The organism is Parasynechococcus sp. (assembly GCF_042954325.1).
Taxonomy (GTDB): Bacteria; Cyanobacteriota; Cyanobacteriia; order PCC-6307; family Cyanobiaceae; genus Parasynechococcus.
The window spans coordinates 12,408-37,280 of the sequence record NZ_JBGKDS010000012.1 but is presented as its reverse complement, the minus strand read 5'-3'; the positions used below and the strand labels follow the sequence as shown (position 1 = coordinate 37,280).

The 24,873-nt window shown below is 61.4% G+C and carries 26 protein-coding genes; 17 read left to right on the top strand and 9 right to left on the bottom strand.

The features are described 5' to 3' along the window. The first annotated feature begins 3 nt into the window (after positions 1–3). The 6 genes from ACGVKB_RS01175 to ACGVKB_RS01150 are packed head-to-tail and all read left to right on the top strand — an operon-like array spanning position 4 to position 6,833. Entirely contained in the window at positions 4–441 is a 438-nt protein-coding gene (locus tag ACGVKB_RS01175) for a hypothetical protein (protein WP_392349435.1), read from the top strand. After that, on the top strand, positions 441–2,225 hold the full coding sequence (locus ACGVKB_RS01170; RefSeq protein ID WP_392349434.1) for a peptidoglycan D,D-transpeptidase FtsI family protein: 1,785 nt from the start codon (positions 441–443) through the stop codon (positions 2,223–2,225). The genes ACGVKB_RS01175 and ACGVKB_RS01170 overlap by 1 nt, the downstream gene beginning before the upstream one ends. Before the next feature lie 52 nt (positions 2,226–2,277). Then, on the top strand, positions 2,278–3,456 hold the full coding sequence (locus tag ACGVKB_RS01165) for a transaldolase (protein ID WP_392349433.1): 1,179 nt from the start codon (positions 2,278–2,280) through the stop codon (positions 3,454–3,456). Positions 3,457–3,483: 27 nt separating this feature from the next. Continuing rightward, the gene (locus ACGVKB_RS01160) at positions 3,484–3,867 is read left to right on the top strand and encodes a cyclic nucleotide-binding domain-containing protein (protein WP_392349432.1); all 384 of its coding nucleotides are present in this window, start codon (positions 3,484–3,486) and stop codon (positions 3,865–3,867) included. Between the two features lie 51 nt (positions 3,868–3,918). Beyond that, positions 3,919–5,307 (top strand): MFS transporter, encoded by a 1,389-nt coding sequence (locus ACGVKB_RS01155; protein ID WP_392349431.1) that lies wholly within the window; start codon positions 3,919–3,921, stop codon positions 5,305–5,307. Between the two features lie 50 nt (positions 5,308–5,357). Next, positions 5,358–6,833, top strand: coding sequence for an FAD-binding domain-containing protein (locus tag ACGVKB_RS01150; protein WP_392349430.1), 1,476 nt, complete (start codon positions 5,358–5,360; stop codon positions 6,831–6,833). Here the strand turns inward: ACGVKB_RS01150 and ACGVKB_RS01145 are convergent. The 3 genes from ACGVKB_RS01145 to pyrH are packed head-to-tail and all read right to left on the bottom strand — an operon-like array spanning position 6,830 to position 9,275. Further along, on the bottom strand, positions 6,830–7,975 hold the full coding sequence (locus ACGVKB_RS01145) for an NAD(P)/FAD-dependent oxidoreductase (protein ID WP_392349429.1): 1,146 nt from the start codon (positions 7,973–7,975) through the stop codon (positions 6,830–6,832). The two genes, ACGVKB_RS01150 and ACGVKB_RS01145, sit on opposite strands and share 4 nt — an antisense overlap. Then, complete coding sequence (gene frr, locus ACGVKB_RS01140) at positions 7,972–8,520, bottom strand: ribosome recycling factor (RefSeq protein ID WP_392345484.1); 549 nt, start codon at positions 8,518–8,520, stop codon at positions 7,972–7,974. Before frr ends, ACGVKB_RS01145 begins: the two co-directional genes overlap by 4 nt. Positions 8,521–8,561: 41 nt before the next feature. Continuing rightward, positions 8,562–9,275, bottom strand: a complete 714-nt coding sequence (pyrH, locus tag ACGVKB_RS01135; RefSeq protein WP_392349428.1) for a UMP kinase — start codon at positions 9,273–9,275, stop codon at positions 8,562–8,564. Positions 9,276–9,358: 83 nt separating this feature from the next. On the opposite strand from pyrH, the gene ACGVKB_RS01130 reads away from it, so the two are divergent. Then, the gene (locus ACGVKB_RS01130; protein ID WP_392349427.1) at positions 9,359–9,544 is read left to right on the top strand and encodes a hypothetical protein; all 186 of its coding nucleotides are present in this window, start codon (positions 9,359–9,361) and stop codon (positions 9,542–9,544) included. Positions 9,545–9,561: 17 nt separating this feature from the next. On the opposite strand, the gene cobO is transcribed toward ACGVKB_RS01130, so the two are convergent. The 3 genes from cobO to ACGVKB_RS01115 are packed head-to-tail and all read right to left on the bottom strand — an operon-like array spanning position 9,562 to position 12,023. Beyond that, positions 9,562–10,224 carry a cob(I)yrinic acid a,c-diamide adenosyltransferase gene (cobO, locus tag ACGVKB_RS01125; RefSeq protein WP_392349426.1) on the bottom strand — a complete coding sequence of 221 codons (663 nt, stop codon included), beginning with the start codon at positions 10,222–10,224 and terminating at the stop codon, positions 9,562–9,564. Between the two features lie 6 nt (positions 10,225–10,230). Next, positions 10,231–10,860, bottom strand: a complete 630-nt coding sequence (locus ACGVKB_RS01120; RefSeq protein WP_392349425.1) for a class I SAM-dependent methyltransferase — start codon at positions 10,858–10,860, stop codon at positions 10,231–10,233. Further along, positions 10,857–12,023 carry a site-specific integrase gene (locus ACGVKB_RS01115; protein ID WP_392349424.1) on the bottom strand — a complete coding sequence of 389 codons (1,167 nt, stop codon included), beginning with the start codon at positions 12,021–12,023 and terminating at the stop codon, positions 10,857–10,859. Before ACGVKB_RS01115 ends, ACGVKB_RS01120 begins: the two co-directional genes overlap by 4 nt. 72 nt (positions 12,024–12,095) lie before the next feature. Here ACGVKB_RS01115 and hemH point away from each other — a divergent pair, with 72 nt between their 5' ends. From hemH to ACGVKB_RS01080, 7 genes are read left to right on the top strand one after another with little or no spacing between them, the layout of a single operon-like run. Continuing rightward, positions 12,096–13,271 carry a ferrochelatase gene (gene hemH / locus ACGVKB_RS01110; RefSeq protein ID WP_392349423.1) on the top strand — a complete coding sequence of 392 codons (1,176 nt, stop codon included), beginning with the start codon at positions 12,096–12,098 and terminating at the stop codon, positions 13,269–13,271. Next, positions 13,240–13,776 (top strand): M23 family metallopeptidase, encoded by a 537-nt coding sequence (locus ACGVKB_RS01105; RefSeq protein ID WP_392349422.1) that lies wholly within the window; start codon positions 13,240–13,242, stop codon positions 13,774–13,776. Before hemH ends, ACGVKB_RS01105 begins: the two co-directional genes overlap by 32 nt. A gap of 29 nt (positions 13,777–13,805) precedes the next feature. After that, positions 13,806–15,659, top strand: coding sequence for a biosynthetic-type acetolactate synthase large subunit (gene ilvB / locus ACGVKB_RS01100; RefSeq protein ID WP_392349421.1), 1,854 nt, complete (start codon positions 13,806–13,808; stop codon positions 15,657–15,659). Continuing rightward, complete coding sequence (locus tag ACGVKB_RS01095; RefSeq protein WP_392349579.1) at positions 15,656–16,006, top strand: nuclease; 351 nt, start codon at positions 15,656–15,658, stop codon at positions 16,004–16,006. The genes ilvB and ACGVKB_RS01095 overlap by 4 nt, the downstream gene beginning before the upstream one ends. After that, positions 16,007–16,222, top strand: coding sequence for a GIVxVP protein (locus tag ACGVKB_RS01090; protein ID WP_392349420.1), 216 nt, complete (start codon positions 16,007–16,009; stop codon positions 16,220–16,222). It abuts the gene before it with no gap. A 27-nt stretch (positions 16,223–16,249) separates the two neighbouring features. Beyond that, a complete protein-coding gene (locus tag ACGVKB_RS01085) occupies positions 16,250–17,416 on the top strand; it encodes an amino acid ABC transporter substrate-binding protein (RefSeq protein WP_392349419.1) in 1,167 nt (388 codons plus the stop codon). A gap of 36 nt (positions 17,417–17,452) precedes the next feature. Then, on the top strand, positions 17,453–19,108 hold the full coding sequence (locus ACGVKB_RS01080; protein WP_392349418.1) for an NAD(P)/FAD-dependent oxidoreductase: 1,656 nt from the start codon (positions 17,453–17,455) through the stop codon (positions 19,106–19,108). Here ACGVKB_RS01080 and pgeF read toward each other — a convergent pair. Genes pgeF through ACGVKB_RS01065 form a run of 3 tightly spaced genes read right to left on the bottom strand, consistent with a single transcriptional unit; the run spans position 19,090 to position 22,010 of the window. After that, positions 19,090–19,896: a peptidoglycan editing factor PgeF gene (gene pgeF / locus ACGVKB_RS01075; protein ID WP_392349416.1), complete on the bottom strand. Its 807-nt coding sequence runs from the start codon at positions 19,894–19,896 to the stop codon at positions 19,090–19,092. The two genes, ACGVKB_RS01080 and pgeF, sit on opposite strands and share 19 nt — an antisense overlap. Next, positions 19,897–20,763: a Tab2 family RNA-binding protein gene (locus ACGVKB_RS01070; RefSeq protein ID WP_392349415.1), complete on the bottom strand. Its 867-nt coding sequence runs from the start codon at positions 20,761–20,763 to the stop codon at positions 19,897–19,899. Continuing rightward, positions 20,760–22,010: a S1 RNA-binding domain-containing protein gene (locus ACGVKB_RS01065; protein WP_392349414.1), complete on the bottom strand. Its 1,251-nt coding sequence runs from the start codon at positions 22,008–22,010 to the stop codon at positions 20,760–20,762. Before ACGVKB_RS01065 ends, ACGVKB_RS01070 begins: the two co-directional genes overlap by 4 nt. A 59-nt stretch (positions 22,011–22,069) precedes the next feature. Between ACGVKB_RS01065 and ACGVKB_RS01060 the strand changes: the two genes are divergently transcribed. The 3 genes from ACGVKB_RS01060 (at position 22,070) to ACGVKB_RS01050 (ending at position 24,851) form a co-directional block, all read left to right on the top strand. Beyond that, positions 22,070–22,900, top strand: a complete 831-nt coding sequence (locus tag ACGVKB_RS01060; RefSeq protein ID WP_392349413.1) for a creatininase family protein — start codon at positions 22,070–22,072, stop codon at positions 22,898–22,900. Between the two features lie 77 nt (positions 22,901–22,977). Beyond that, positions 22,978–23,694, top strand: coding sequence for an aldehyde oxygenase (deformylating) (locus tag ACGVKB_RS01055; protein ID WP_392349412.1), 717 nt, complete (start codon positions 22,978–22,980; stop codon positions 23,692–23,694). Positions 23,695–23,810: 116 nt separating this feature from the next. Continuing rightward, positions 23,811–24,851, top strand: coding sequence for a long-chain acyl-[acyl-carrier-protein] reductase (locus tag ACGVKB_RS01050; RefSeq protein WP_392349411.1), 1,041 nt, complete (start codon positions 23,811–23,813; stop codon positions 24,849–24,851). Positions 24,852–24,873 lie beyond the last annotated feature (22 nt).

Genomic DNA, 24,873 nt, shown 5'->3' with positions numbered 1-24,873 from the left:
GCGGTGGTAGCGGTTCCGGAACAGCGTCCTTCCGGGAGAACCCTTGATCTGATCCAGGGCTCAATGTCGTCGGCACGGGTGGCGCGGCGTTCACCGGTGTTGGGGAGCCTTCATCGGGTCGCCGACGGAACCCTCTTGGGCGTCCTGACGGCGACGGCCGTTTTGGCTGGTCTGACCTTGCACTGGCAGCATCGTTGGACGGTTGCCTTCAATCAGCTTGAGTCCACCCGGACCCTGGCCCATCGCCTGACTGAATCGACCGCGCTGTTGGAGCAGCATGTCCTCCGTGGAACATCGCAACCGCAACGCCTGGTGCCGACGAAGGCATCCAATTTGATTCATCTGGACCGTCCCAAGGTTGCTGCTTCCACCCCCACGGATTCGGATCTGATCGAGACGGTGCAGTCGTTGTTGCAAAAGCCCATCCGCCCGGGCTACTGATGGCGCGGCTCTCGAAGCGACCGCGCTCCAGGGTGGTGGCCCTGGAGAAAGTGCCGGATCGGCGTCTCTGGATGATTTTCCTGATCCTGTCGGCCGGTCTGGTCGGCTTGATCGGTCGGATGGCCTGGTTGCAGCTGGTCCAGACCGGGCCTTTGGAAACGCGGGCCCGGCAGCTGCAGACTCAGAAATCCCAGCCCTTGGGCCAGCGCCGCCCGATTGTTGATCGCAATGGTCGCCTGGTCGCACTGGATGAAAAGCGATACAGGCTCTGGGCTCATCCCCGTTATTTCAACTTCCCCGGCGATGAGCCAACGGCGATTCGCCCGCCCCGGGATGTGGCCGAACTCTTGGCTGAACCCCTGGCGGCGCCGGCGGAGACCTTGCTCCAGGCCATGGCTGATCAGCGCTCCGGGGTGAAGCTGCGAGAGGGTCTGGATCCGGAAACGGCCGCGACCATCCGAGGGCTCGGCGTCAGCGGGTTGGATCTTGAGGCCTACCCGCAGCGGGTGTATCCCCAAGGCACGTTGTTCGCGAACGTGGTCGGCTTTCTCAACACTGAGCGTGTTCCTCAGGCGGGCCTTGAACAGAGCCGCCACAGCGATCTCCAACGCCATGAACAGGCCCGCAGTTTGCGTCGGGGCGCGGACGGCACCCCGCTCCCGGATGCCCTGGAGCCCGGTGTGTTTTATGGCGATGATCTGCGTCTTCAGCTGACCCTGGATTCACGCCTGCAGGAGTTGGCGGTGAAGGCACTGGCTGATCAGGTCAAGACGTGGAAAGCGAAGAAAGGTGCCGCCATCGTCATGGATGTGCGCAACGGTGAGCTGTTGGTGATGGCGTCAACGCCCACCTACGACCCCAATCGCTACTGGGAGTTCAATCCTGGGCGTTTCCGGGAGTGGTCAGTCCAGGATCTTTATGAGCCGGGGTCCACGTTCAAGCCGATCAACCTCGCTCTGGCCCTCCAGGAAAAGGTGATCCAACCGGATGGTCGCGTGAACGACATCGGTCAGCTGGAGATCGGTGGCTGGCCGATCAACAACCACGATCGCAAGGCCAACGGGGTGATCAGCTTTGCCAAGGTTCTGCAGGTGTCGAGCAATGTCGGCATGGTTCAGGCGATGCGTCAGTTGCCCGATGGGACCTATTGGGACTGGATGCAGCGCCTTGGCATCGCGATGCGCCCTGATACCGATTTGCCGGGTGCCGTCGCCGGACAGTTGAAGACGCGAAAGGCCTTCGTCACCCAACCGATTGAACCGGCAACGACGGCCTTCGGTCAGGGGTTTTCTCTGACGCCGTTGAAGTTGGTTCAGCTGCACGGGATGCTGGCCAATGGAGGCCGCATGGTGAGTCCGCACATCACCCGTGGCTTCCGCTCCGGTGATGCCCTGGCTCCATCGGCGGCCCCCGCCGGGCAGCAGCTGTTGCGGCAGTCGGTGACCAGCACCGTGCTCGCCTGGATGGAGTCCGTGGTGGATGAGGGCAGTGGTCAGGGGGTGAAAACGCCTGGTTATCGCATTGGTGGCAAGACGGGGACGGCGCAGAAAGCTTTGAATGGGATTTATCTCCCTGGGGCCAAGATCTGTAGCTTTGTGGCCACCCTGCCAATCGACGATCCCCGTTACGTCGTTTTGGTTGTCGTTGATGAGCCTCAGGGAGAGCATGCCTATGGCTCAACAGTTGCTGTTCCCGTGGCCAAACAAATCATCGATGGCTTACTCGTGATCGAGAAAATCCGCCCGTCTAAGCCAGAGGAATTAAACAAACCGGATCTCAGCTGAACGGACCCCCGGAAAGTGGCTACGTTTCAGACAAAAGAGTTGATACCAAACGATGGCCAACCTGCTGGACCAGCTATCGCAGATGACGGTTGTCGTTGCCGACACCGGTGATCTTGAGGCGATTCGTCAATTCACACCACGGGATGCCACAACGAATCCTTCGTTGATTCTTGCCGCAGCGCAAATTCCGGCTTATCAGAGCCTGATCGATGAGGCATTAAGGGCGTCGCGGCGACTGATTGGAGAGAATGCACCTGTTGAAGAGATTGTTCGCGAGGCCCTGGACGAGATCAGTGTGATCTTCGGTAAGGAGATCCTGAAAATTGTGCCTGGACGTGTGTCAACGGAAGTGGATGCAAGGCTGAGCTACGACACCGATGGAACGATAGAAAAAGGTCGTAAGTTAATTCGTCTGTACAACGATGCTGGGATCAGCAATGATCGTGTCCTGATCAAAATCGCCTCCACGTGGGAGGGGATTAAGGCGGCGGAGGTTCTTGAGAAAGAGGGGATTCATTGCAATCTGACCTTGTTGTTTGGCTTTGGTCAGGCCGTTGCCTGTGCTGAGGCCGGCGTCACGTTGATTTCGCCATTTGTTGGCCGTATTTTGGATTGGTATAAGGCTGAAACGGGTCGGGATTCCTATCCAGGTGCTGAAGATCCAGGCGTGCTCTCCGTGAGCAAAATTTTCAACTACTACAAAACCTATGGCTTTCAAACGGAAGTGATGGGTGCCAGCTTCCGCAACATCGATGAGATCGTTGAGTTGGCTGGATGCGATCTGCTGACCATTTCACCCAAGTTGCTGGATCAGCTCCGTGGCACCGACCAGGTTTTGACGCGCAAGCTGGATGCAACGGCTCCAGGGACGGCGGATGCTGAGCTGCATGTCGACCGCACGACCTTTGACGATTTGATGGCGGCGGATCGGATGGCCTCCGACAAGCTCGGAGAGGGCATCAGGGGATTCAGCAAAGCGATTGAAACCCTCGAACAACAATTGGGCCATCGCCTGGCTGAGCTGGAGGGTGGCTCGGCTTTCGGTCATGCCATTCAAGAGATTTTTCTGTTGAATGACTTCAACGGCGATGGCTGCATCACCCGCGATGAATGGTTGGGGAGTGATGCTGTCTTTGATGCGCTGGATCAAGACCACGATGGCCGGTTGACCCAGGAGGATGTCCGCCAGGGGTTTGGTGCCACCTTGGCCCTGACTGCGGCAAGCTCCTGACCCTTGAGCTGAGTTTGGAGTGCTGTCATGCTTGCTCTGGACACGATGCGTTCCCTGGCCGATCGGGGTGAGGTCATTGCACTCGAAGCCGGTCAGGTGTTGTTCAAGGCCGGAGATGTCGGGGAATCCATGTATGGAATCCTCGAAGGTTCGATTCGGCTGACCTGGCTCGATGACCTCGGTCACGAGGGCCATGAGGACATTCCCTGTGGCCATGTCTTCGGGGCGGGTGCCTTGGTCATGGAGGGACACCAGCGGCTGGGAACCGCCACGGCCACGGTGGACTCGCGATTGATTGAGATGAACCGCGACAAATTCCTGTTTGCCGTTCAAGAATCACCCATGTTTGCGATTCAGCTGTTGGCGTCTGTTGATGAGCGGCTGCGCGATCTCAAGCAGGCGGAGCTCTAATCCAAAAAACGTTTTTTTCGGACCATTAGAGTGCCTGATGCGTCAATTTGATTGTTCTTGCCTCGGCAATTAAAGCTTGGGTTGCAGCTGGGTCTGTTTCAGCTCGCTTTGGGCTTGCTCTCGGTCTTGATCCTGGGATTGCTGAATCGTCTTCTGATCCAAGACATTCAAGTCCCTGCCGCCTTGGCGGCTTTGGCGGTTGGTGCGCAGCAGCTGATGGGCTTCACGCGGGTCTGGTTTGGCCACCGCTCCGATCGCCGACCCGCCGACCGATTGCGTCGTACACCCTTCATTTTGGCCAGCTCCGTGGCCATTGCCGTGCTCTTTGGGCTTGCGGTGCAGGTGGTGCTGCTGCTTGCCGGTGCGATGCAAGCGCAGTTGATGCTCGACAGTGCAGCGTGGTTCTTGGCTCTGATCGGGATTTCCGTGGCGATCGGGACGGCGATTGCGGCTGGAGGCACAGCGTTTTCGGCCTTGGTGGCCGATCGCACCACTGATCAGGAGCGACCCCAGGTTCTCTCTGTGGTTTGGGCCATGCGGTTGCTGGGTGTGCTGCTGGGCACCGTGCTGGTGAATCAGGTCTTCGGCAGTGCCTGTGATGCGGGGGCCGGTCGTGCTGCCGTTTTGGCTGGTCTGGATCGATTAACTCTGGTGGTTCCGCTGCTGCTGCTCGGGCTCGGCATCGCTTCGGTGTTGGGTGTGGAGCAACGCAGCTCCAAGGCCAGCTCTGTGGTTCCCAACACGGTGGTGCCGCCCCAGCGGTTGGCACCGCTCCAGCTCCTGCGATTGATGGGAAACATTCCGCAGGCCGGGCGCTTCATGGCCGTGCTCTGCCTGTTCACCTTCAGCATGTTTCTCAACGATGCCGTGCTGGAGCCGTACGGCGCCGCTGTGTTTGGCATGAGTGTCTGTGCGACGACAGCGCTCAATGCCTCCCTTGCGCTGGGTTTCTTCGTTGGCATGGTGCTCAGTGGTTTTCAGTTGATCCATCGAATCGGCAATATTCGAGCGTCCCAGTGTGGGGCTGGCCTGGCAGTGGTCTCCCTCGCCCTGCTGCTGCTGGCGGCCCCGATTCAATCCCTTGGTTTGTTGAAGCTTGGTGTGACCCTGTTCGGCTTGTCATTGGGGGTCTGCATGAATGCTTGCCTCACGCTGATGTTCAACTTCGTTCAGCCCGGACAGACCGGATTTCTTCTCGGGGTCTGGGGGGCTGGCTATGCCTATTCCTGCGGCCTGGCCACGATCAGTGGAGGTGGTCTTCTGACCCTGTTTCAGTGGCTCAACGGTGGTGACCCCTTTGGGGCCTATGTCGGGTTGTTTGCATTTCAAATCTTCCTTTTTCTGATCGCCGCTGCGATGACGCAACGCCTCGATGTGACGGCATTCCGCGATCGGGTGCAATCCAGTTTTGGCGAGAGAATGCAGGCTGCGGTGGACTGACACGCCCTGCGGGGTGGATCCACTAGAACCGAATGCCTTGAAGCCGATGGATGGCGGCGTTGCAGCTCGTCTGGTTCAAGCGGGATCTTCGGGTTGTGGATCATCGACCCCTTCATGCCGCCGCAGCGCGCGGACCGGTGCTGCCGTTGTATGTCATTGAGCCTGCTCTCTGGCAGCAGCCGGATGCGTCCGAGCGGCAGTGGTTGTTTTGCCACGAATCCCTCGTGGACCTGCGGGAGGCCCTGGCGGCCTTGGGGCAACCCCTTGTGGTGCGGAGCGGTGATGTGGTCGAGGTGTTGGAGCGGGCCCGGCGTCAATTCGGCATTGCCGGCATCTGGAGCCATCAGGAAACTGGCAACGGCTGGACTTTTGCACGTGACAAGCGGGTGGCGGCTTGGGCGCGACAGCACGGCATTCCCTGGACGGAACTCCCTCAGTTCGGGGTGACGCGGGGGTTGCGTTCCCGTCATGGCTGGGCCAAGCGCTGGGAGGCGCAGATGGCAGAGCCAATCACCCCCTCTCCCTCACTGCAGGCATTGGAGGGTCTTCAACCAGGCCCTCTTCCGGACAGACCGTGTCCAGACTTACCTGCTGAGGCCTGTCCTGAGCGGCAGCGCGGCGGCCGCTCTTTGGCCCTGTTGGAACTGATGGACTTCCTTGAGCATCGGGCCTGCCGCTATTCCCGTTCGATCTCCAGTCCGAACACGGCGTTCAGCGGCTGCTCACGTCTGTCCACCTATCTCCCTTGGGGCTGTGTTTCGATGCGAGAGGTGCTGCAGACCAGCCGTGGCTTCCATGGACGTGGGGTCAGCAGTTTTGAATCACGCCTGCATTGGCATTGCCATTTCATTCAGAAGCTGGAAGATCAACCCTCGATTGAATTCGAGGATTTCCATCCCTTCATGCGTGGCATTCGTTCCTGCGATGCCGAACGCTTGGCCGCATGGTCAGAAGGCCGTACCGGGGTGCCTTTTGTGGATGCCTGCATGCGGGCCCTTCAGGCCCATGGCTGGATCAATTTCCGCATGCGCGCCATGTTGATGTCCTTCGCGAGTTACAACCTCTGGTTGCCATGGCGGGACAGTGGCCTGCATTTGGCTCGGCAATTCGTCGATTACGAACCGGGCATTCATTGGAGCCAGTGTCAGATGCAGTCCGGGAGCACGTCGATCAACACGATTCGCATTTACAACCCGATCAAGCAGGGCCTCGACCATGACCCCGAAGGTCGATTCATCCGTCGTTGGTGCCCTGAGCTCAGCGATGTGCCGGCCATTCATGTTCATGAGCCCTGGGCCCTGGGTGGGGGCATGCCACCACCGATTGTTGATGTTGCCGCCTCGATGCAGGAGGCAAAAGATCGGATCTGGGCGATTCGACGGTCGACAGGTTTTGATCGCCATGCCGATGCGATTCAGCGTCGGCATGGCTCCCGCAAATCAGGCCTAACCCCGGTGACCAGCCGACGGCGTCAGCGTCGCTCGGTGCAGAGCAGCTCCACGCAACAGCTCTCATTGGAGCTCTAACGGCGTTGCAGTAAGAGCCTCCTGATGACCCGCTGGGCAATGTCTCCGTAACCCATTTCTCCCGAAAGGATTTGGGCAATGCGTTGAGGCGCTGTCGGGCGTTTGATCCCGAGCTGGTAGCCAACTCCGGGGAATCGATAGAACACCTGGGCAATGCGCTTGCCCCAGGCCATGGAGTCTCCCCAGCGGATCCGCATGGCTTCGCTGTAGCCGCGCAGGTCCTTCTGGTCGCCGCGCAGCCAGCGGTCGAGATGGTGGGCGGCTTCACATCCACTCATCAGGGCTGGCCGAAGCCCTTCGGCGAGGAAGGGGTCACAGAGCGAGGCGGCGTCACCGACAACAACGATGCCCTCGCCATCGAGGCGATGATGGCCGTTCCAGACCCGGAGTTGCCCGCGTTGGCGGACCCCGGCATCCGCCGGAAAGCCAAGATCTGGCAGCAGTTGGGCGAGCACGTCGTCGGGATCGGCGTCCTGCTTGCCGATGAAGCTCCCGACGCCAATGTTCACCCCACCGGCGATGGGAAAGGCCCAGGCAAAGCCCTGTTTCACCAAGCCAAATTCAAATCGTGTGGTTCCGTTGGCCATGGATCCTTGGCCCTCCAGACGCACCGACATCGTGGTTGCGGTCTGGATCTGTTTGGGGCCCAGGCCCAATTGTTGGGGCCAAGGCGACCCGGAACCATCTGCAATGACCACGGCCCGGCTTGTCCATTGGCGTCCGTCCTGGGCCGTGACCTGCCAAGTTTCACCAATGCGGGTGATGGCGTTGATCTCCGTCCCTGCGATGCATTCAGCACCGGCCAGGGCTGCCTGCTCGGCTAAAAGTTGATCCAAACGTTCCCTGCGCACGATCCAGAAGGGAGCGTCGCCGGGAAGTGCGGCGACCACTGGGTCGTCCAGGCACCAGCTGAAATCCACTTGCTGAATCACCTGCTCAACGGCAGGGTCCAGAGGAAACGGAAACCATTGCTGTACGGATGCCGCCATGCCTCCACCACAGGGTTTAATCCGTGGTTCAGCGTCGCGTTCCAAGAGCTTGACGGAATGGCCAGCTTCCGCCAAATGAAAGGCCGCAGCGGAACCTGCGGCCCCAGCCCCGACGATCAGGACATCACAAACGGATCCAGCGGCAGCGCTCACACCTTGAGAATGTCGGCTTCCTTGGTGGCCAGGTGCTTCTCGAGTTCGGCAATGAACTTATCGAGGGTCTTCTGGACTGCGTCTTGTTCATCGCGACTTTGATCTTCGGAGAAATCGCCGTCTTTCTCCTGCTTTTTGATCTTGTCGATTGCATCACGGCGCAAATTGCGCAACGCAACTTTTCCTTCCTCAGCGTATTTCGAGGCCAGCTTGCAGAACTCTTTGCGGCGCTCTTCGGTGAGCGGCGGCACGTTGATGCGAATGATTTTGCCGTCGTTGTTGGGGGTGAAGCCCAGTTCGCTCATCGCGATGGCCTTTTCGATCAGCCCGAGGGAGGACAGGTCGAAGGGCTGGATCTGAATCGTCTGCGAGTCCGGCGTCGTCAGGGTGGCCAGTGACTTCAGCGGCGTATCAGCGCCGTAGTACTCAACGCTGATGCGATCGAGCAACGATGAATTGGCACGCCCCGTGCGAATGGTGTTGAAGTTGCGCTGGGTGGCCTCCACCGACTTGCGCATGCTGGCTTCGAGATCTTGGGTCGACATGGGAGAGGAAGAGGGGCTGGACGAGGTCGTTGGCGCTGAATTCAGAGCGGTTCGCCGATGCGCGATCCGATCGGCTCCCCAGCGACTGCTCTGCCGATGTTGCCAGGTTCAAACAGGTTGAACACCACGATCGGGATGTTGTTGTCCTTGCACAAGGCGATGGCGGTGCTGTCCATCACTCCCAGTTCTCCACTGAGGACGTCCTGGAAGCCGAGGTTGTCGTACTTCACGGCATCCGCGTGTTTGGCGGGATCCTTGTCGTAGACGCCGTCCACCTTGGTGGCCTTGAACACCACATCAGCATTGATCTCAGCGGCGCGAAGCGCCGCGGTGGTGTCGGTGGTGAAGAAGGGATTGCCGCAACCGGCACCAAAAACGACCACGCGCCCCTTCTCGAGATGGCGGATCGCTTTGCGGCGGATGTAGGGCTCAGCCACCTCCTGCATCGCAATCGCGGTTTGAACACGGGTCGGGACACCCGCCTGTTCAAGGCCGTCCTGAAGTGTGATCGCATTCATCACGGTGGCCAACATGCCCACGTAGTCGGCTGTGGCCCGCTCCATCCCAGCGGCGGAGCCTTTGAGGCCCCGGAAAATGTTGCCTCCGCCGACCACGATGGCCAGCTCGGTTCCGGACGCCACCACCTTGGCAACGTCTTGAGCGATGGAATGAACGATGGCGGGATCGATGCCATAGCCCTGAGATCCCATCAGAGCTTCGCCGCTGAGCTTCAGCAGGACGCGTGTGTAGGTCATCAACGGTCCAGATCCGTTTGACAGTAGCAAGCGCTCGTCAAGAGCCTCGATCCCCGCTTGAATGGCGCAACGGCTTCGTGGTGATGCAGCAACACGACCATGCCCAGAGCGGCGTCATGGCCCGCCTCACACTGTCAGCGCTCGAGCGCGCCAGTGAAGATCCCGCCTGCTGGAGTGACCCTGTGGTCTACCGCGCTCTGCTGGTGAGTGGGTTGTCGGTGTTGACCGAAGCAACCCGCCATCTGCAGGAGGATCTCGCCTCCTCCTAGGGCAATGGGCCGAGGTCTCAGAATTCGATACCGGCCTGGGCCTTGACGCCCTGTTCGCGAAAGGGGTGGTGCACAAGGGTCATTTCGGTCACCAGATCCGCCTGGTCCACCAGATCGGCCGGTGCCCCTCGGCCGGTCAGGGCCACATGGGTCAACTCCGGACGTTCTGACAACCCGCGCAGCACCGTGTCTGCCCCGATGTAGCCCAGCTTCATGGCCACATTGATTTCATCCAGCAACACGAGCTTGATGGCTGGATCACGGAGGTAGGTGAGAGCGGTCTCCCAGGCGGCTTCAACCAGCTGTTGGTCCCTCTCACGGTCTTGGGTTTCCCAGGTGAAGCCCTCACCCAGGGCATGCCAGGCCACCTGATCACCGAAGGCTTTCAACGCCCGGGCCTCTCCGGGTTCCCAGCCCCCCTTGATGAACTGAACAATCGCGACCCGTTCGCCATGGCCCAGTGTTCGCAGTACAAGACCGAGGCCTGCGGTGGTCTTGCCCTTGCCCTGGCCGGTGAAGACCAGCACCAAGCCCTTTTCCTTATTGCGTTCCTCCACGCGCTGGCGTTGCACCTCCTGGCGCCGTTCCATGCGCTTGCGGTAGCCGGCGTCATCCTTTTCAGGCGCCAGATGGCCGCCCATGCCGAGTTCTGCGGCGCTGGTGTCGAGGGAGTTGCTCATGGGGAGTCAGGGGCGTCGGGCGGTGATGCGTTGCAGCGCTCGGCCGGCCAGCAGCTCCTGTTGAACTGCCTCGAAGCCGATGCTGTTCAGCTGGGCGACTAGGTCGTCCTCCAGCATGGCGGTGGCGGTGTCGGTTTCGAACAAGGCACAGAACAGCTGCTGGGGAATCCGCAGCGTTGGTCCGGCCGGGTGGAGATCCACCAGCACCAGCCAGCCACCGGGTTCCAACAGGCGGAGGCAGCTGCGCAACACCTGTTCGCGCTCAGGGCGTGGGAATTCATGCAGGGCCACGCTCAGCTGGATGGCACTGAAGCTGGCGTCCGCCAGGGGGGGATTTTCGGCGAGTCCTTCCACCCGTTCCATCGCGGGATGGCGTTCGGCAGCCAGGTCGAGGGCGTGGGGTGACACATCGAGACCGGTGACCCGGAAGCCGGCGGCCAGCCACGGTGCTGCGGCCTCACCGCTGCCGCAGCACAGGTCCAGGACCCGTGCACCTGTTGGCAGCTGCTGCTGAACAGCGTCGAGCCCAAGAGCTCGAAGGCGGTTCACGCCGCCGACACTCAAGGACGACACCGCCGTGACGCTGTCGTAAATCCAGCGGTAGCGGTAGGCAAGGGGGCGAAGAAAGGACGTCATGACGCGCGTTGTCTGGCGAGAGCTGTATCCACGGCCTGCTGCTGGTCCCGGCGGGTGATCCAGTGGTGATACGTGCGGGTATGGATTGCCACGGAGTGGCCCATCATCCTGGCGGCCACCGTGTCGGGAAGGCCGATGTGAATCGTGCGGACCGCCCAGGCATGGCGAAGGTCATAGGGCGTGATCGGCAGTGCATAGCGCCGGAACTGTTCACTTACCCGTCGCCCCACCTGCTGCAACGTGGTGGTGCGCAGATCGGTTCTGATCGCGGGAAGGGCGGAGACGTCGTCTCCGAGTTGCTCGAGCCCGAAGCGTTCCACCCAATCTGGATGGAACGGCCAGCTCTGATGTTCACCGGTCTTGGTGGTCGGCAGCACGCGAAGCACCCGGTCGCCCCCGCTGCCCAGGGGGCTGCAGTCACAGAAGAACACCTCATGGTTCCGCAAGCCATAGGTGGCCATCAGGCCATAGACCAAGCGCCAGCGTGGATTGGGGATGCGCATGGCGGCTTCAAGGATTTGCCGGTCGGTCGGCAGCTGACGGAACTGCGCCTTGTGGAGGCCATAGCCACCGGCCTCTTGACGCCAGTCCTCCGGCAGGGTCAGGTCGAGATGATGGGCCAGTGCGGACAGGGCCGTGGCGCATTGCTGCCGACTGCGACTGCCGTCCTCGTAGCTGGACAGGGTGCGGAGAAGCAGCTCGGCATCGATGACCTGCCCCTGAGCGAGGCTCTGCAACCGGCGGAGATAAGGGAGATAGGCCCCCGTCCAGGTGGTGCGACTGCCCGACGGTGAGCGCCGCCGCCTTGGGTCCGCGAAGAATGCGGATTGGAACTGGGAGATGACTCCAGCGACATCCGTGCTCTGACCGCAGCGATCAGCTGGGGTGCTCGATCGTCCTGTGACAGCCCAGTCATCCCAGTTGAAGGCGCCGCGGTTGAGCTGGCGTTCGACCAGCCGAACGGTCTGTTCTGCGTCCCTGAGTCCGGCGGGATCGGCAGCAAGGCCTGGACTCAGCCGTTGCACCGATGTCCGGTCCGGGTTGTCACGCCGCGGCAGCGGTCCTCTGAGGTTCAGCCGGCGGCCACGTTGTTCGATCCTCAGGCGGAATCCGTCCTCCCGAAGCTGTTGGTTGATGGTGTCAAGCCCGTCGCTGAGGTCCATGGATGTGTCATCGGTCCCGAAGATGACGTTTGTGGGGGCTACGCTCAACCCCTTCCGATCGATCCTTTCCGTATGTCCCGCGTCGGCGTTGTCCTGCTGAACCTGGGTGGCCCGGAGCGGATCCAAGACGTTGGGCCCTTCCTCTACAACCTGTTTGCCGATCCGGAGATCATCCGGTTACCGAGTCCGGCACTGCAAAAACCGCTGGCCTGGTTGATCAGCACCTTGCGCAGCGGAAAGTCCCAGGAGGCTTACCGCTCCATTGGAGGAGGGTCACCCCTGCGGAGAATCACGGAGCAGCAGGCCCGGGAATTGCAGAGCCTGCTGCGTCAGCGCGGCATTGATGCCACCAGTTATGTGGCGATGCGCTATTGGCATCCCTTCACCGAATCGGCGGTGGCCGATATCAAGGCCGATGGCATGGATCAAGTGGTGGTGCTGCCGCTGTATCCCCACTTCTCCATCAGCACCAGTGGGTCCAGCTTCCGTGAGCTGCAGCGTTTGCGTCAGGGCGACACTGACTTTGAAAAGTTGCCGATCCGTTGCATCCGCAGCTGGTTTGATCACCCGGGTTACGTGCGGGCGATGGCTGAACTGATCGCCAGCGAAGTTCGCAACAGCGATTCCCCAGAGAACGCCCACGTGTTCTTTTCAGCCCACGGTGTTCCCAAGAGCTACGTCGAGGAGGCCGGCGATCCCTACCAGAAGGAAATCGAGGCTTGCACCGCCTTGATCATGAAGGAGCTCGCCAACCAGGTGGGTTTCTCCAACCCCCACACCTTGGCTTATCAAAGCCGTGTGGGTCCCGTTGAGTGGCTGAAGCCCTACACCGAAGAAGCCCTCGAGGAACTCGGACAGGCCAAGACCCAGGATTTGGTTGTGGTTCCGATCAGCTTTGTCAGCGAGCACATCGAAACCCTGGAAGAAATCGACATCGAGTACCGCGAACTGGCCACTGAAGCCGGTGTGGTGAATTTCAGGCGCGTGCGTGCCCTCGACACCTACCCGGGTTTCATCGAAGGTCTTGCAGACCTGGTTGCCACCAGCCTCGAGGGCCCTGAGGTGAGTTTGGATGCGGCTGCTGAGCTGCCCACCAAGGTCAAGCTTTACCCCCAGGAGAAGTGGGAATGGGGTTGGAACAACAGTTCCGAGGTCTGGAATGGCCGTCTGGCGATGGTCGGTTTTTCTGCCTTCCTGCTCGAACTGATCAGTGGTCATGGCCCGCTCCATGCCATGGGTCTGCTCTGACCGGTTGCGACGGTTCCTGTCGTTGGCGGCAGGGCTGTGGATGAGCAGCAGTGCCGTCGCCCAGACCGCTCCGTCCTGGTCGTCCGCTGTCTTTCCGATCGCTGAGTTCCAGGCCTACACAAGCCATTACGGCTTGCGACCTGGTGTCGATGGTCAGATGCAGCCCCATCGAGGTCTGGATATCGCTGCTCCGCTCGGGTCCCCCGTGCTCAGCTGGTGGTCCGGTGACGTCGTCGAACGAATCCTGGACGACTCCTGCGGTGTCGGCGTCCTGATCCGCTCCGGTGCCTATGACCACATCTATTGCCATCTGCAGGCTCCGTTGTTGCAACCGGGGCAGCGGGTCCGTGCTGGACAGCTCATTGGACGTGTCGGCCTGACAGGACGCACCACCGGCCCCCATCTGCATTGGGGGGTTCGCTACCGGGGGCGATGGGTGGATCCGACACGCATCCTCAAGGCCATGATCCGGCAGCGTCGGGCTGATGGGGCTTCGGGCGATTAATCTGGGGGGTCCATCTCGACTGAGCTGCCGTGACCCTTACTTCCGCTCCCACGGCCGTCGGCGGGCAGGAATCGGGTCAGTTGCGCCGGATCACGGGTGCAGAGGCCCTGATGGATGCCCTGCGTCGCCATGGCGTCGACACGATTTTTGGCTATCCGGGCGGGGCGATCCTGCCGATCTACGACGCCCTGCACATCGCTGAAAGTCAGGGATGGGTCAAGCATGTGCTGGTCCGTCATGAACAGGCGGGCACCCATGCCGCCGATGCTTATGCCCGTGCCACCGGCAAGGTCGGTGTCTGTTTTGGAACCTCTGGACCCGGGGCCACCAATCTCGTCACCGGGATCGCCACGGCCCAGATGGACTCGGTCCCGATGGTGGTGATCACGGGACAGGTTCCCCGGCCCGCCATCGGCACCGATGCGTTCCAGGAAACGGATATCTTCGGCATCACCTTGCCGATCGTGAAGCACTCGTGGGTGGTGCGTGATCCGGCTGACCTGGGCATGATCGTCGCCCAGGCGTTCCTGATCGCCGCCAGTGGCCGTCCAGGACCAGTTCTGATCGATATTCCCAAGGACGTTGGCCAAGAGGAGTTCGACTACACACCGGTTGAGCCCGGCTCGATCGTCCCCCCCGGGTTCCGTCAGCCGGAACCGCCTGATGATGCGGCGATCAGTGCGGCCCTGGCGCTGATTGATCAGTCCAGTCGGCCTCTGCTGTATGTCGGCGGCGGCGCCGTGTCCGCCTCGGCCCACGAGAGCCTGCGGGCCCTCGCCGAACGTCATCAGATCCCCGTCACGACAACGTTGATGGGCAAGGGTGTGTTCGATGAGAACGACGTCCTGTCGGTGGGCATGCTTGGCATGCATGGAACGGCCTATGCCAATTTTGCGGTCACCGAGTGTGATCTGTTGATCGCTGTCGGCGCACGATTCGATGACCGCGTCACCGGAAAACTCGACACGTTTGCCCCCCGCGCGAAGGTCATTCACTTCGAGATCGACCCGGCTGAGGTTGGCAAAAACCGTGTGCCCGAAGTGGCTGTCCTCGGGGACGTGGGTTTGAGCCTGTCGCGGTTGGTTCAGCTCAGTCTCCAAACCACGGTGGAACCGCGCTCAGCCGCCTGGTTGGATCGCATCCAGACCTGGAAAGAGCGCTATCCCCTCACGGTCCCCCCAGCGGAGGGGGCGATTTATCCCCAGGAGGTGCTGCTGGCCGTGCGCGATCTTGCGCCGGATGCCATCGTCACAACCGATGTGGGTCAGCATCAGATGTGGGCTGCGCAATATCTGCGCAATGGCCCACGGGGCTGGATCAGCAGCGCTGGCCTCGGCACGATGGGCTTCGGGATGCCCGCAGGTATCGGTGCTCAGGTGGCATGCCCCGAGCGTCAGGTTGTGTGCATCGCCGGTGATGCCAGCATCCTGATGAACATTCAGGAATTGGGCACGCTGGCGGCCTATGGGATTCCGGTGAAGGTGGTGATCGTCAACAACCACTGGCAGGGGATGGTTCGCCAATGGCAGGAAAGCTTCTACGGCGAGCGCTACTCCGCCTCGGACATGCTCAATGGCATGCCTGATTTCATTGCCCTGGCCCGAGCCTTCGGCGTGGATGGGGTCAAGATCACCGAGCGGGACGACCTGCACGCCTCATTGGGTGCTGCTTTGAGTGCCCCCGGCCCGATGCTGATTGATGTGCACGTGCGGCGCGGGGAAAACTGCTACCCGATGGTTCCACCGGGCAAAAGCAATGCCCAGATGGTCGGTCTTCCGTCCCATCCCGAACTGGCCAACGACACCACCCGCACCTGTGGCTCCTGCGGCGCGGTCACTGCCCATGAACACCGGTTCTGCCCCCAGTGCGGAGCGTCCCTGTGATTCGCGTCCTGGTGCTGCTGCTGGTCCTGTTCTGTGCGGGGCTCTCCGTTGATGCTGCAGAAGTCCTCCAGGTGCGCAGTTCTCAGCTGCTTCAGGTGGGCGACCACAACCGCACCTACACGGTGCAGTTGACCTGTGTTGATGTGGCAGCGCCCGATGAGGCCCGTGCCGTGTCCTGGTTGAGGGAACAACTGCCCCGGCGCCGTCGGGTGAATTTGCGGCCGGCGGGGTCAGTGGATGGTCAGCTTCTGGCCCGGGTGACGCCGATCGGCGACGAGCTCGATCTCAGTTCCGGTTTGGTCGCCGCAGGTCTGGCCAGCGACCGTTGCGCCTCGGGGTTGAGCTGAATGGCGGATAACCGAGTTGCCCGAGGGATCGTTCTGGTTCCCTGTCTGTTGCTCGGTGCCGCGTTCCTGGGCACCGCCGCCTGGGGACAGGGTGCTGCTGCTGATAACCGTGGTCTGGCCGCGGCGATCGGTGGGGCTCTGCTGATCGCGGGACTCTTGTCTCAGTTGGGCGCGGACGCTGACACAAACCCGGACGACACGGACGACACTCCCTAACTTGCGGCGATCGGGTTGATCGTCCTGATGGCTCCAACCGGTTTCGGTTCCAAGCGCTGGCTCGCCTTGCTGGGTCTGGCTGGAGTTGTCATTGGCTGTCAGGCCCTGCTGGGCAGCGTCTTGCCCAAGGCCCGCTTTGTGGTGTTGTTGTCCGACGCAGCCTCGGAACAACGGGTGCGTCGGCAATTTTCGCGGGGCTTTGCGGTTGGGGAGGAGTCCGTTCGCCGCTGCGGCGCTGAGATGCCGCCGGTGAATTGGCTGGATCTTCGGGATGACCAGTCGCCTGTCGATGCCCTCCGCAGTCACGGGGCCGCGCAGCTGGTGGTCGCACCACCGGCTGCTGATCTTCGTGCCTTCGATCAACTGGTGGCCCAGCGCCAGTTGACGGTCCTTCTGCCCTATCAACGCGGACCATCCCTGGAGACGCTGCGGTCTCTCGAGCATCGGCACCATCTTTGGCCCCTGACACCGTCGCGCCAGGAGGACATCAAGGCTCTTGCAGACACCGCCATGGCCGCCGGATGGGGACGCGCCATGGTCGTGGCTGATCCAACGGCTCTGGAAGCCACGGTCTCTGCGCAGTTCGTCTCCACTTACCAGACCCTCGGCGGTGTGGTGGAGAGCTATGAGTCCGATCCGGTGCAACGCGTGGATCCGGCTGACGCGACGTCGCTCAAGCGCTTCCGAGATGACATGGCCTGGTCCTGGGCTCAGACCGTCGTGGTCGCCGCTGATCCCAAGGGAGCCTTGGCCCAGGTTCTGCAGCATCAGCAGGGCGAGGGCCTTTTTGGTGGTGGAGCACCGCGAACGCCCAACTGGATCTGGTTATCGGAGTCGGATCGTGTTGAGACGATTCGTCCGAGGGAGTGGCAGCAGATCGCGCTCCAGGCTCCGGCCCGTGGTGATGCCTGGCAACCGTTCGCGGAACGCTTTCAGGAGCGTTGGGGTGAGGCACCTGGCTTGCTTGAGGCTTCGGCATACGACACCGCTCGGGTCCTCGCGTTGGCCTCTGGGGTCGACGGCGATCCGTTGCGCTGGATCAATCCTGATGCTGAGCCGATCCCTCTGTGTGAGGCGTTCCAGCAGCGCCTGTCCGGTGATGGTCTGCGGATCCCTTCAGCGGCCAGTGATTTTCGGTTGCGGCCCGGCCTCGCGCCAGGGGGCACGGCCAAGGCCGGTCTGCTTACAAGCTGATCATCTGGTCGAATAAACAACAGTCGTGGGGTCACCGTGCTGCGTTTGAGCCAGTTGAAGCTGCCGCTCGACCACGACGAGGAGGATCTGCCCAAGGCCGTGCTGCGGCGTCTTCGCATCCCCGCCGCTCAGTTGCTGGAGTGGAGGTTGGTGAAACGCAGCATCGATGCCCGGCGGCGGGACCGGATTCAGCTGATTTACAGCGTTGATGTGCGGGTTAAATCCGAGGCGGCGGTGTTGCGCCGACATCGGGCCAATTCCAGCGTTCGTCCAGCGCCCGATACCCGTTATCACCCCGTCGTCCAGGCTCCAGCGGGCGGGATGGATCACAGCGGTTCGCGACCGATTGTGATCGGTGCGGGTCCCTGCGGTTACTTCGCGGCCTTGCTTCTGGCTCAGATGGGATTTCGCCCGTTGCTGCTGGAGCGCGGCGAACCGGTGAAGCAGCGCACCCTGCAGACCTTTGGCTTCTGGAAAGGGACCAAGCCATTTGATCCCAACTCCAATGCGCAGTTCGGTGAAGGCGGTGCTGGAACCTTTTCCGATGGCAAGTTGTACAGCCAGGTGAGTGACCCTGAGCACTACGGGCGCAAAGTGCTCGAGGAGCTGGTGGCCAGTGGTGCCAATCCGGAGATCCTCACGGTGCATCGACCCCACATCGGCACCTTCAAGCTGGCGACGGTTGTGCGGGGCTTGCGATCGCGGATTGAAGCGCTCGGTGGGGAGGTGCGCTTCGGCTGCCGGGTGGAGGAACTGGTGCTGGACGCTGCCTGCGGCGAGGGCAAACCCAATCAGCTGGTGGGTGTGCGTCTGGAGGATGGTGAGCAGATTGACTGCCGACACGTGGTGCTCGCTCCGGGCCATTCCGCCCGCGATTGCTTCGCGATGCTGGAACGGGTCGGCGTCGCCCTCGAGGCCAAACCGTTCTCCGTGGGGGTGCGGATCGAACATCCTCAGCCCCTGATCGATCAGGCGCGCTGGGGTGCCAACGCCGGCCATCCCCAGCTGGGTGCAGCGGAATACAAGCTTGTGCATCACGCCGCCAATGGACGCTGCGTCTACAGCTTCTGCATGTGCCCTGGGGGTTTTGTCGTTGGGGCGACTTCAGAAGAGGAGCGTGTGGTCACCAACGGCATGAGTCAGCACTCACGCAATGAACGCAATGCCAACAGCGGACTGGTGGTGAATGTGGATCCGGCGGATCTCAAGCCGTATCAACGCTGGGAGGACGATCCCCTCGCTGGCGTCGCTCTTCAGCGGGATCTGGAGGGCCGGGCCTTCCGACTTGGAGGGAGCAGTTATGCGGCTCCGGCCCAGCGGCTGGAGGATTTCCTCGCCTGTCGTCCCTCCACTGATCTGGGGGTGATTCCGGCGTCTTATCTGCCAGGTGTGACCCCGACGGATCTGAGCTCTGCCTTGCCGGAAACGATCGTGGAGGCCCTGCGAGAAGCCCTGCCGGCCTTTGCCGCACGCCTCAAGGGTTACGACCATCCCGATGCGGTGCTGACCGGCGTGGAAACCCGCACCTCATCGCCGGTTCGGATTCCTCGCGATCAAAGCCTGGAGTCGATCAACACCCGCGGGGTGATTCCAGCTGGTGAGGGGGCCGGCTATGCCGGGGGCATCCTTTCGGCGGGGATTGATGGCATCCGTGCGGCAGAGGCCATTGCCCGTCAGCTGACGGCAGCTTGAGAGACGATGCCGCTCCACTGCACGGTTTTGACCTGATCACGACGCCAGGAGTGAAACAGCTCCTGTTCGGTCAGGGTGCAGAGCGGGCAGAGACTGATGTTCGCGTCGGTCAGTCCTGCCTGCTGGAGTTGTTGGCGTGCGGCGGCTCGGATATCCAGGCGATGGTGATTCGGCTCCGGATCCGGAAGCAGAACGCCTGCGTTCTCGAGGGCACTCCAGTTGTGTTCATGTCCGAGGCTGCCACTGATGGCCTCGATGACGTCCGTTTGAACCTGATAGTTGGCTCCGCTGATGGCTGGTCCCAGGGCGACGACCAGATCGCTGCGCTGGGCGCCCCGTTGTTCCAGTTTTTCGATGGCTGAGCACAGGATCCGAGCGGCTACTCCGCGCCATCCGGCGTGGCAGGCCGCCACGTGTCCTGTGCCGGGATCGGCGAGCAGCACAGGGGTGCAGTCGGCTCCGCAGACCCAAAGACTCTGACCCCCTGCAGAACTGACCAGGCCGTCAGCCTCCGGCCAAGGTGCGCCCGTCGCTCGGTGGGCCTCCAGGACGTCCCCGCTGTGAATTTGTTGGGGCCGATGCACGCTGATCCCTGCACTGATGGCGCCAGCGAGTTCATCGGGGCCACGACCGTGCCACAGGCGCGTGAAGAACCCGTGCTCAATGCCATGGGCCTGCAGGTGATCCGATTGCAGGTAATAGCCGCCGTAGCAGCCGATCCAGCTCCAGCCCGGCAGGGCATTGAAGCCACGGTCAGGCCGACCTTGAAACGGATTGAGGTCCGCCATTCAGACCATGGGGATATCGCGCAGCATCCAGAAGCCTGCAAAGGACTGTTCCTCAGGGCTGGTCTGGACAGCGATGAATTGCAGTCCGCCCATGCTGGTGCGGGAGGTCTCCAGTGCCGTTGTGATCTCAGCTGAAGCGCGCTCATCGAGATCACTCACCAGCCAGCGGTCGTCCTGACCGGCTTCCAACAGCAACTGGCGCCCCTCCACGGTCATCTGAACCGGTTCGAGGCCGCCCAGCCAGCCGGCCACCGCCAGTGCCCTGCTGCTGCTGAACAAGCGAAGACCTGGAATCGCTGCATCGTCGTCCACACCATCCGGCAGCGGCACCAATCCGCTGAATCCCATCGGCCAATCGCTGGCCTCGCGCAAGAGCCCTGCGGGGAGTGTCGCCCAGCTCCAGGCATCGCCCTGAACCGCTTCCGGCAGTGGAACCGGTGGGGTTGGAATCGGTGCGGGCGGTGGGGCCAGAGGGCCGGCCATGAAGCCATCTTCTTGGGGGTAGACCTCCCGTTCCCGTTGCTGGAGCCAGTCGAGCAGGGCGTAGGTGCGACGGCTGGCAATCACTTCCAATCCGAGTTCAGCCGAGGCCCGTTGGACCATCGTTCGCATCGAGCTGCGCCAGCAGCGCAGCCGGAGTGGTGCGCTGTGCTCGGTGGCCTCAGCGGTTTCAATCGCTTCACGCAAGGCCTCGGTCAGCCAGAGCGAGTTGACCTCTCCAGACGGGCAGCGTTTGGCGAAACGAAATGGTGCCGATTGCTCCCCCCCGCCTGGGGAGGAGGTCACCAGCAATTCCCAACGTTTGCGACCGTCTGCTTCCAGGATCGGCCTGGAATAAAAATCAAGTTCCCAATCCGCTCCCGTCATCCCGCGGATTGTTCCTGTTGCTTGAGAAGGCTTTGGGCACGGCTGGCCCGATCCGCGGCTTCGGCCATCACGGTGTCCTTGTCCACCAGCAGTTCACCTGGAGGACCTTCGAGCAGGGCTGTGTTGAGACCGATCCGGCCGCGGCCCGGATCCAGCTCGGTGATCAGTGCTTTCACCCGGTCGCCCTGGTCAAAGACCTCACGGATCGAGCGCATGCTGCCGTTCGTGATCATCGACTGATGCAAAAGCCCACTGACTCCACCCAGATCGACGAAGAGTCCGTAGGGCTTGACCGCCGCCACCTGGCCTTCCACCAGCTGGCCCACCTCCAAATCGGTGAAGAGTGCCGCAACGGCCGCACGTTTTTCTGAAAGCACCAGCTTTCGGGTCTCGGAGTTCACCTCGATGAAGGCCACGCCTAACTTTTTGCCCACGAGCTCCTGATGGTTTTCACCGTCCTGGAGTTGTGAGCGGGGGATAAAGCCACGCAAGCCTTCGAGATCACAGGTGACACCACCACGGTTGAAGCCGTTGACGATCACCTGGACGACCTTGCCTTGCTTTTCCATCTCCTTGACGCGGTCCCAGCTCTGGCGAAGAGCGAGGGCGCGGCAGCTGACGGTGACCATGCCGTCTGCGTTCTGTTCGCGGGTGACGAGCACCTCAATTTCCAGGCCTTTGGGAAACCGCTCGCGCAGGTTGGTGATCACCCCCAGACCGGCTTCGCTTTTGGGCATGAAGCCCGGAGCTTTACCGCCGATGTCGACGTAAACACCGTCGCTTTCGAGGCTGATCACCGTGCCCGTGACCACCTCGCCAGTGGTGCCGACCGGTGCTTTCTCATCCAGAGCGGCCAGGAAGGCTTCTTCGTCGAAGTCGAAGTCATCGACGCTGCGAGCCTGTTGCCGCTGGGGTGTTGCAGCAGCTGCGGCCCGGGGTTTGGGCTTGTCGTCGGGGGCGCCGAGCAGGTCGGCCATGGTCATTCCTTCCAGCTCACCCATGCCAAAGCGCTCTTCATCGCTGGCGTTGGGCTGTGAGGCCAGGGGTTGAGGCGGTTGCGGTGGTTTCGCCGGTGAGGCGAGGCCGGCGGCTTCTTCGAGGCGCTGGGCCTTGGCAGCCGCAGCGTCGGCGGCGGCACGGGCTTCCGCGGCTTCACGTTGGAGGCGGTCTTGCTCATCCTCCCGACGGTTGATCTGCATCACCTGCAACGGCTTGCGGTTCTGTTGTGGACTGCCGTTAGCGGCCATGGACCATCGGGGTCGTCGATCGACCAGTCTGACAGGCAAGGTGAGATTTGACTGCGTCGATGCCGTTCCCGCAACGCCGTTTTGAACTGTTGCCATGGCCTGAGGTCAGACAAGCGGCTGTTCGGCCCGGCGCGACGGTGGTTTGGCCGTTTGGTGCTGTGGAGCAGCATGGCCCGCATCTGCCGCTGGCAACGGACGCTCTGTTTGCGGATCGCATCCTTGATGCCGTGTTGGCGGGGTTGGATGAGGACGCTCCGATATGGCGACTGCCGCTGCAGTCGCTGGGGTTCTCGCCGGAGCACCTCGGTTTTCCTGGAACACTCAGCCTGTCGGCGGATCTGGTTCTCCGTTTGGTGGAGAGCGTTGGTGCCCAATTGGCCGAGCTCGGCATCCGCCGTTTGGTTCTGTTCAATGCTCACGGTGGCCAGATCGCGCTCCTGCAGACGGCGGCGCGGCAGCTGCGCAGCCAATCGGCATCGATGGCGGTCCTCCCCTGCTTTCTCTGGAGCGGTGTCGGCGGGCTGGATCGCTGGATCTCGGCTCCAGAACTGGAGGGTGGCCTTCACGCCGGTCAGGCTGAAACCAGCTTGATGCTGCATCTGCACCCTGAGCTGGTGGGAGACCAACGCCCCATCGATGGTGCCCATGGCTCCTCCACTCCCGCGTCTCCACCGGAGGGGTGGAGCCTGGAAGGCGCTGCCCCTTGCGCATGGCTGACCACTGATCTCAGCAGGACGGGGGTGATTGGTGACTCCTCGGAGGCATCAGCTTCGATCGGTGCCGCCCTGGAACAGGCCCTGATTCAGCACTGGCAGCAACGCTTTTGTTCTCTGCTGAACAGCGATTGGCCTCCGGTGTCCCCCGTCGACGGTGCCCCCTCTGGGTGCTGAACCACGCACTCAGAATTCACCAATGTCCGGAAGGCTGGTTATTGTCGGTCCCACTGATCTGTGGTTAGACCCGTCCTATGACGACCCTCAACGCACCGGAGGCAGCCGTTATGGAGGGACATGATCTGCCTGATTTCACAACGTCCGCCTACAAGGACGCCTACAGCCGGATCAACGCCATTGTCATCGAGGGCGAGCAGGAAGCCCATGACAACTACATTTCTCTTGGAACCTTGCTCCCTGAGCAGGCCGACGAATTGGCGCGTCTAGCTCGGATGGAAATGAAGCACATGAAGGGCTTCACCTCCTGCGGCCGCAATCTGGGTGTTGAGGCCGACATGCCCTTCGCCAAAACCTTCTTTGGTCCTCTTCACGGCAACTTCCAGGCTGCGTTGAAAGAGGGCAAGGTCGTGACCTGCCTGCTGATTCAGGCCCTGCTGATCGAAGCCTTCGCAATTTCGGCTTATCACATCTATATTCCTGTTGCTGATCCCTTCGCGCGGAAAATCACCGAAGGTGTCGTCAAGGACGAGTACACCCATCTGAATTACGGCCAGGAGTGGCTGAAAGCCAATTTTGAAGCCAGTAAGGACGAGCTCTTCGAAGCGAACAAGGCCAACCTTCCACTGATCCGCTCCATGCTTGAGGAGGTCGCTGCAGACGCGGCTGTCCTGCACATGGACAAGGAAGATTTGATCGAGGATTTCCTGATCGCCTATCAGGAAGCTCTCACTGAAATCGGTTTCAACACCCGTGAAATCGCACGGATGGCGGCGGCAGCCCTCACCCTTTGATTCAGCCAACTCCCCGTTTCTGGTCAACCGGTTTGTTCACAGGCAGGTAGTCTTCGATACTTGGATCATGGGATCATGGTCCGATCAGACCACCTGCGGAACGTTTTCGTCACTACATGTTTGGCCTGATCGGACATTCCACGAGTTTTGAGGCTGCTCGCCGGAAGGCGAATGAACTGGGTTTTGATCACATTGCTGATGGCGATCTCGACGTCTGGTGCAGTGCTCCCCCTCAACTCGTTGAACACGTTGAGGTCACCAGTCCGGCTGGGGTGACGATTCAGGGGGCCTACATCGACTCTTGCTTCGTTCCAGAAATGCTCAGCCGTTTCAAGACGGCTCGGCGCAAGGTGCTCAATGCGATGGAGCTTGCCCAGAAGAAGGGCATCAACATCACGGCCCTTGGTGGATTCACCTCCATCATTTTCGAGAATTTCAACCTGCTCCAGCACCGCACGGTGCGCAGTACCACCCTCGACTGGCAGCGTTTCACCACTGGAAACACCCATACCGCTTGGGTGATTGCCCGCCAGGTCGAAAACAATGCCCCTCTGGTGGGGATCGACCTTGCCAAAGCGAAGGTCGCTGTCGTTGGTGCCACGGGGGACATCGGCAGTGCCGTTTGCCGCTGGCTGTCAGCTCGCACCGGCGTCGGTGAACTGTTGCTGGTTGCCCGTCAGCAGCAGCCTCTAGTCGATCTGCAGCAAGAACTCGGCGGCGGCAGGATCATGACCCTTGAGGATGCGTTGCCTGAAGCAGACGTCGTCGTCTGGGTTGCCTCCATGCCAAAGACCTTGGAGATCGACCAAGCCAGCTTGCGTCAACCCTGCCTGATGATCGACGGGGGCTATCCGAAGAACCTGGATTCCAAGGTTTCGGGAGGTGGCACTTACGTGCTCAAGGGCGGAATCGTTGAGTTCTTTCAGGACATCGGTTGGTCGATGATGGAACTGGCGGAAATGGACAAGCCACAGCGTCAGATGTTCGCGTGCTTCGCTGAAGCCATGCTGCTCGAGTTCGAGCAATGCCATACCAACTTCAGCTGGGGTCGCAACAACATCAGCCTTGAAAAGATGGACTTCATCGGAGCGGCATCGGTCCGCCATGGGTTCTCAACCCTGAATCTTCAATCCCAGGTGCAGCACGCTGCTGCCTGAGTCGGTTCCAAACCTTTCTCTC

Excerpts from the sequence above, each read along its gene's own strand:
- ACGVKB_RS01050 (WP_392349411.1), top strand. The coding sequence starts at position 23,811 with ATGTTTGGCCTGATCGGACATTCCACGAGTTTTGAGGCTGCTCGCCGG.
- ACGVKB_RS01090 (WP_392349420.1), top strand. The coding sequence starts at position 16,007 with ATGGCGGATAACCGAGTTGCCCGAGGGATCGTTCTGGTTCCCTGTCTG.
- ACGVKB_RS01070 (WP_392349415.1), bottom strand. The coding sequence starts at position 20,763 with ATGACGGGAGCGGATTGGGAACTTGATTTTTATTCCAGGCCGATCCTG.
- hemH (WP_392349423.1), top strand. The coding sequence starts at position 12,096 with ATGTCCCGCGTCGGCGTTGTCCTGCTGAACCTGGGTGGCCCGGAGCGG.
- ACGVKB_RS01060 (WP_392349413.1), top strand. The coding sequence starts at position 22,070 with ATGCCGTTCCCGCAACGCCGTTTTGAACTGTTGCCATGGCCTGAGGTC.
- ACGVKB_RS01120 (WP_392349425.1), bottom strand. The coding sequence starts at position 10,860 with ATGACGTCCTTTCTTCGCCCCCTTGCCTACCGCTACCGCTGGATTTAC.
- ACGVKB_RS01115 (WP_392349424.1), bottom strand. The coding sequence starts at position 12,023 with ATGGACCTCAGCGACGGGCTTGACACCATCAACCAACAGCTTCGGGAG.
- pyrH (WP_392349428.1), bottom strand. The coding sequence starts at position 9,275 with ATGACCTACACACGCGTCCTGCTGAAGCTCAGCGGCGAAGCTCTGATG.
- pgeF (WP_392349416.1), bottom strand. The coding sequence starts at position 19,896 with ATGGCGGACCTCAATCCGTTTCAAGGTCGGCCTGACCGTGGCTTCAAT.
- ACGVKB_RS01130 (WP_392349427.1), top strand. The coding sequence starts at position 9,359 with ATGCAGCAACACGACCATGCCCAGAGCGGCGTCATGGCCCGCCTCACA.
- ACGVKB_RS01055 (WP_392349412.1), top strand. The coding sequence starts at position 22,978 with ATGACGACCCTCAACGCACCGGAGGCAGCCGTTATGGAGGGACATGAT.
- ACGVKB_RS01150 (WP_392349430.1), top strand. The coding sequence starts at position 5,358 with ATGGCGGCGTTGCAGCTCGTCTGGTTCAAGCGGGATCTTCGGGTTGTG.
- ACGVKB_RS01170 (WP_392349434.1), top strand. The coding sequence starts at position 441 with ATGGCGCGGCTCTCGAAGCGACCGCGCTCCAGGGTGGTGGCCCTGGAG.
- ACGVKB_RS01085 (WP_392349419.1), top strand. The coding sequence starts at position 16,250 with ATGGCTCCAACCGGTTTCGGTTCCAAGCGCTGGCTCGCCTTGCTGGGT.
- ACGVKB_RS01065 (WP_392349414.1), bottom strand. The coding sequence starts at position 22,010 with ATGGCCGCTAACGGCAGTCCACAACAGAACCGCAAGCCGTTGCAGGTG.
- ACGVKB_RS01160 (WP_392349432.1), top strand. The coding sequence starts at position 3,484 with ATGCTTGCTCTGGACACGATGCGTTCCCTGGCCGATCGGGGTGAGGTC.
- frr (WP_392345484.1), bottom strand. The coding sequence starts at position 8,520 with ATGTCGACCCAAGATCTCGAAGCCAGCATGCGCAAGTCGGTGGAGGCC.
- ACGVKB_RS01165 (WP_392349433.1), top strand. The coding sequence starts at position 2,278 with ATGGCCAACCTGCTGGACCAGCTATCGCAGATGACGGTTGTCGTTGCC.
- ACGVKB_RS01105 (WP_392349422.1), top strand. The coding sequence starts at position 13,240 with ATGGCCCGCTCCATGCCATGGGTCTGCTCTGACCGGTTGCGACGGTTC.
- cobO (WP_392349426.1), bottom strand. The coding sequence starts at position 10,224 with ATGAGCAACTCCCTCGACACCAGCGCCGCAGAACTCGGCATGGGCGGC.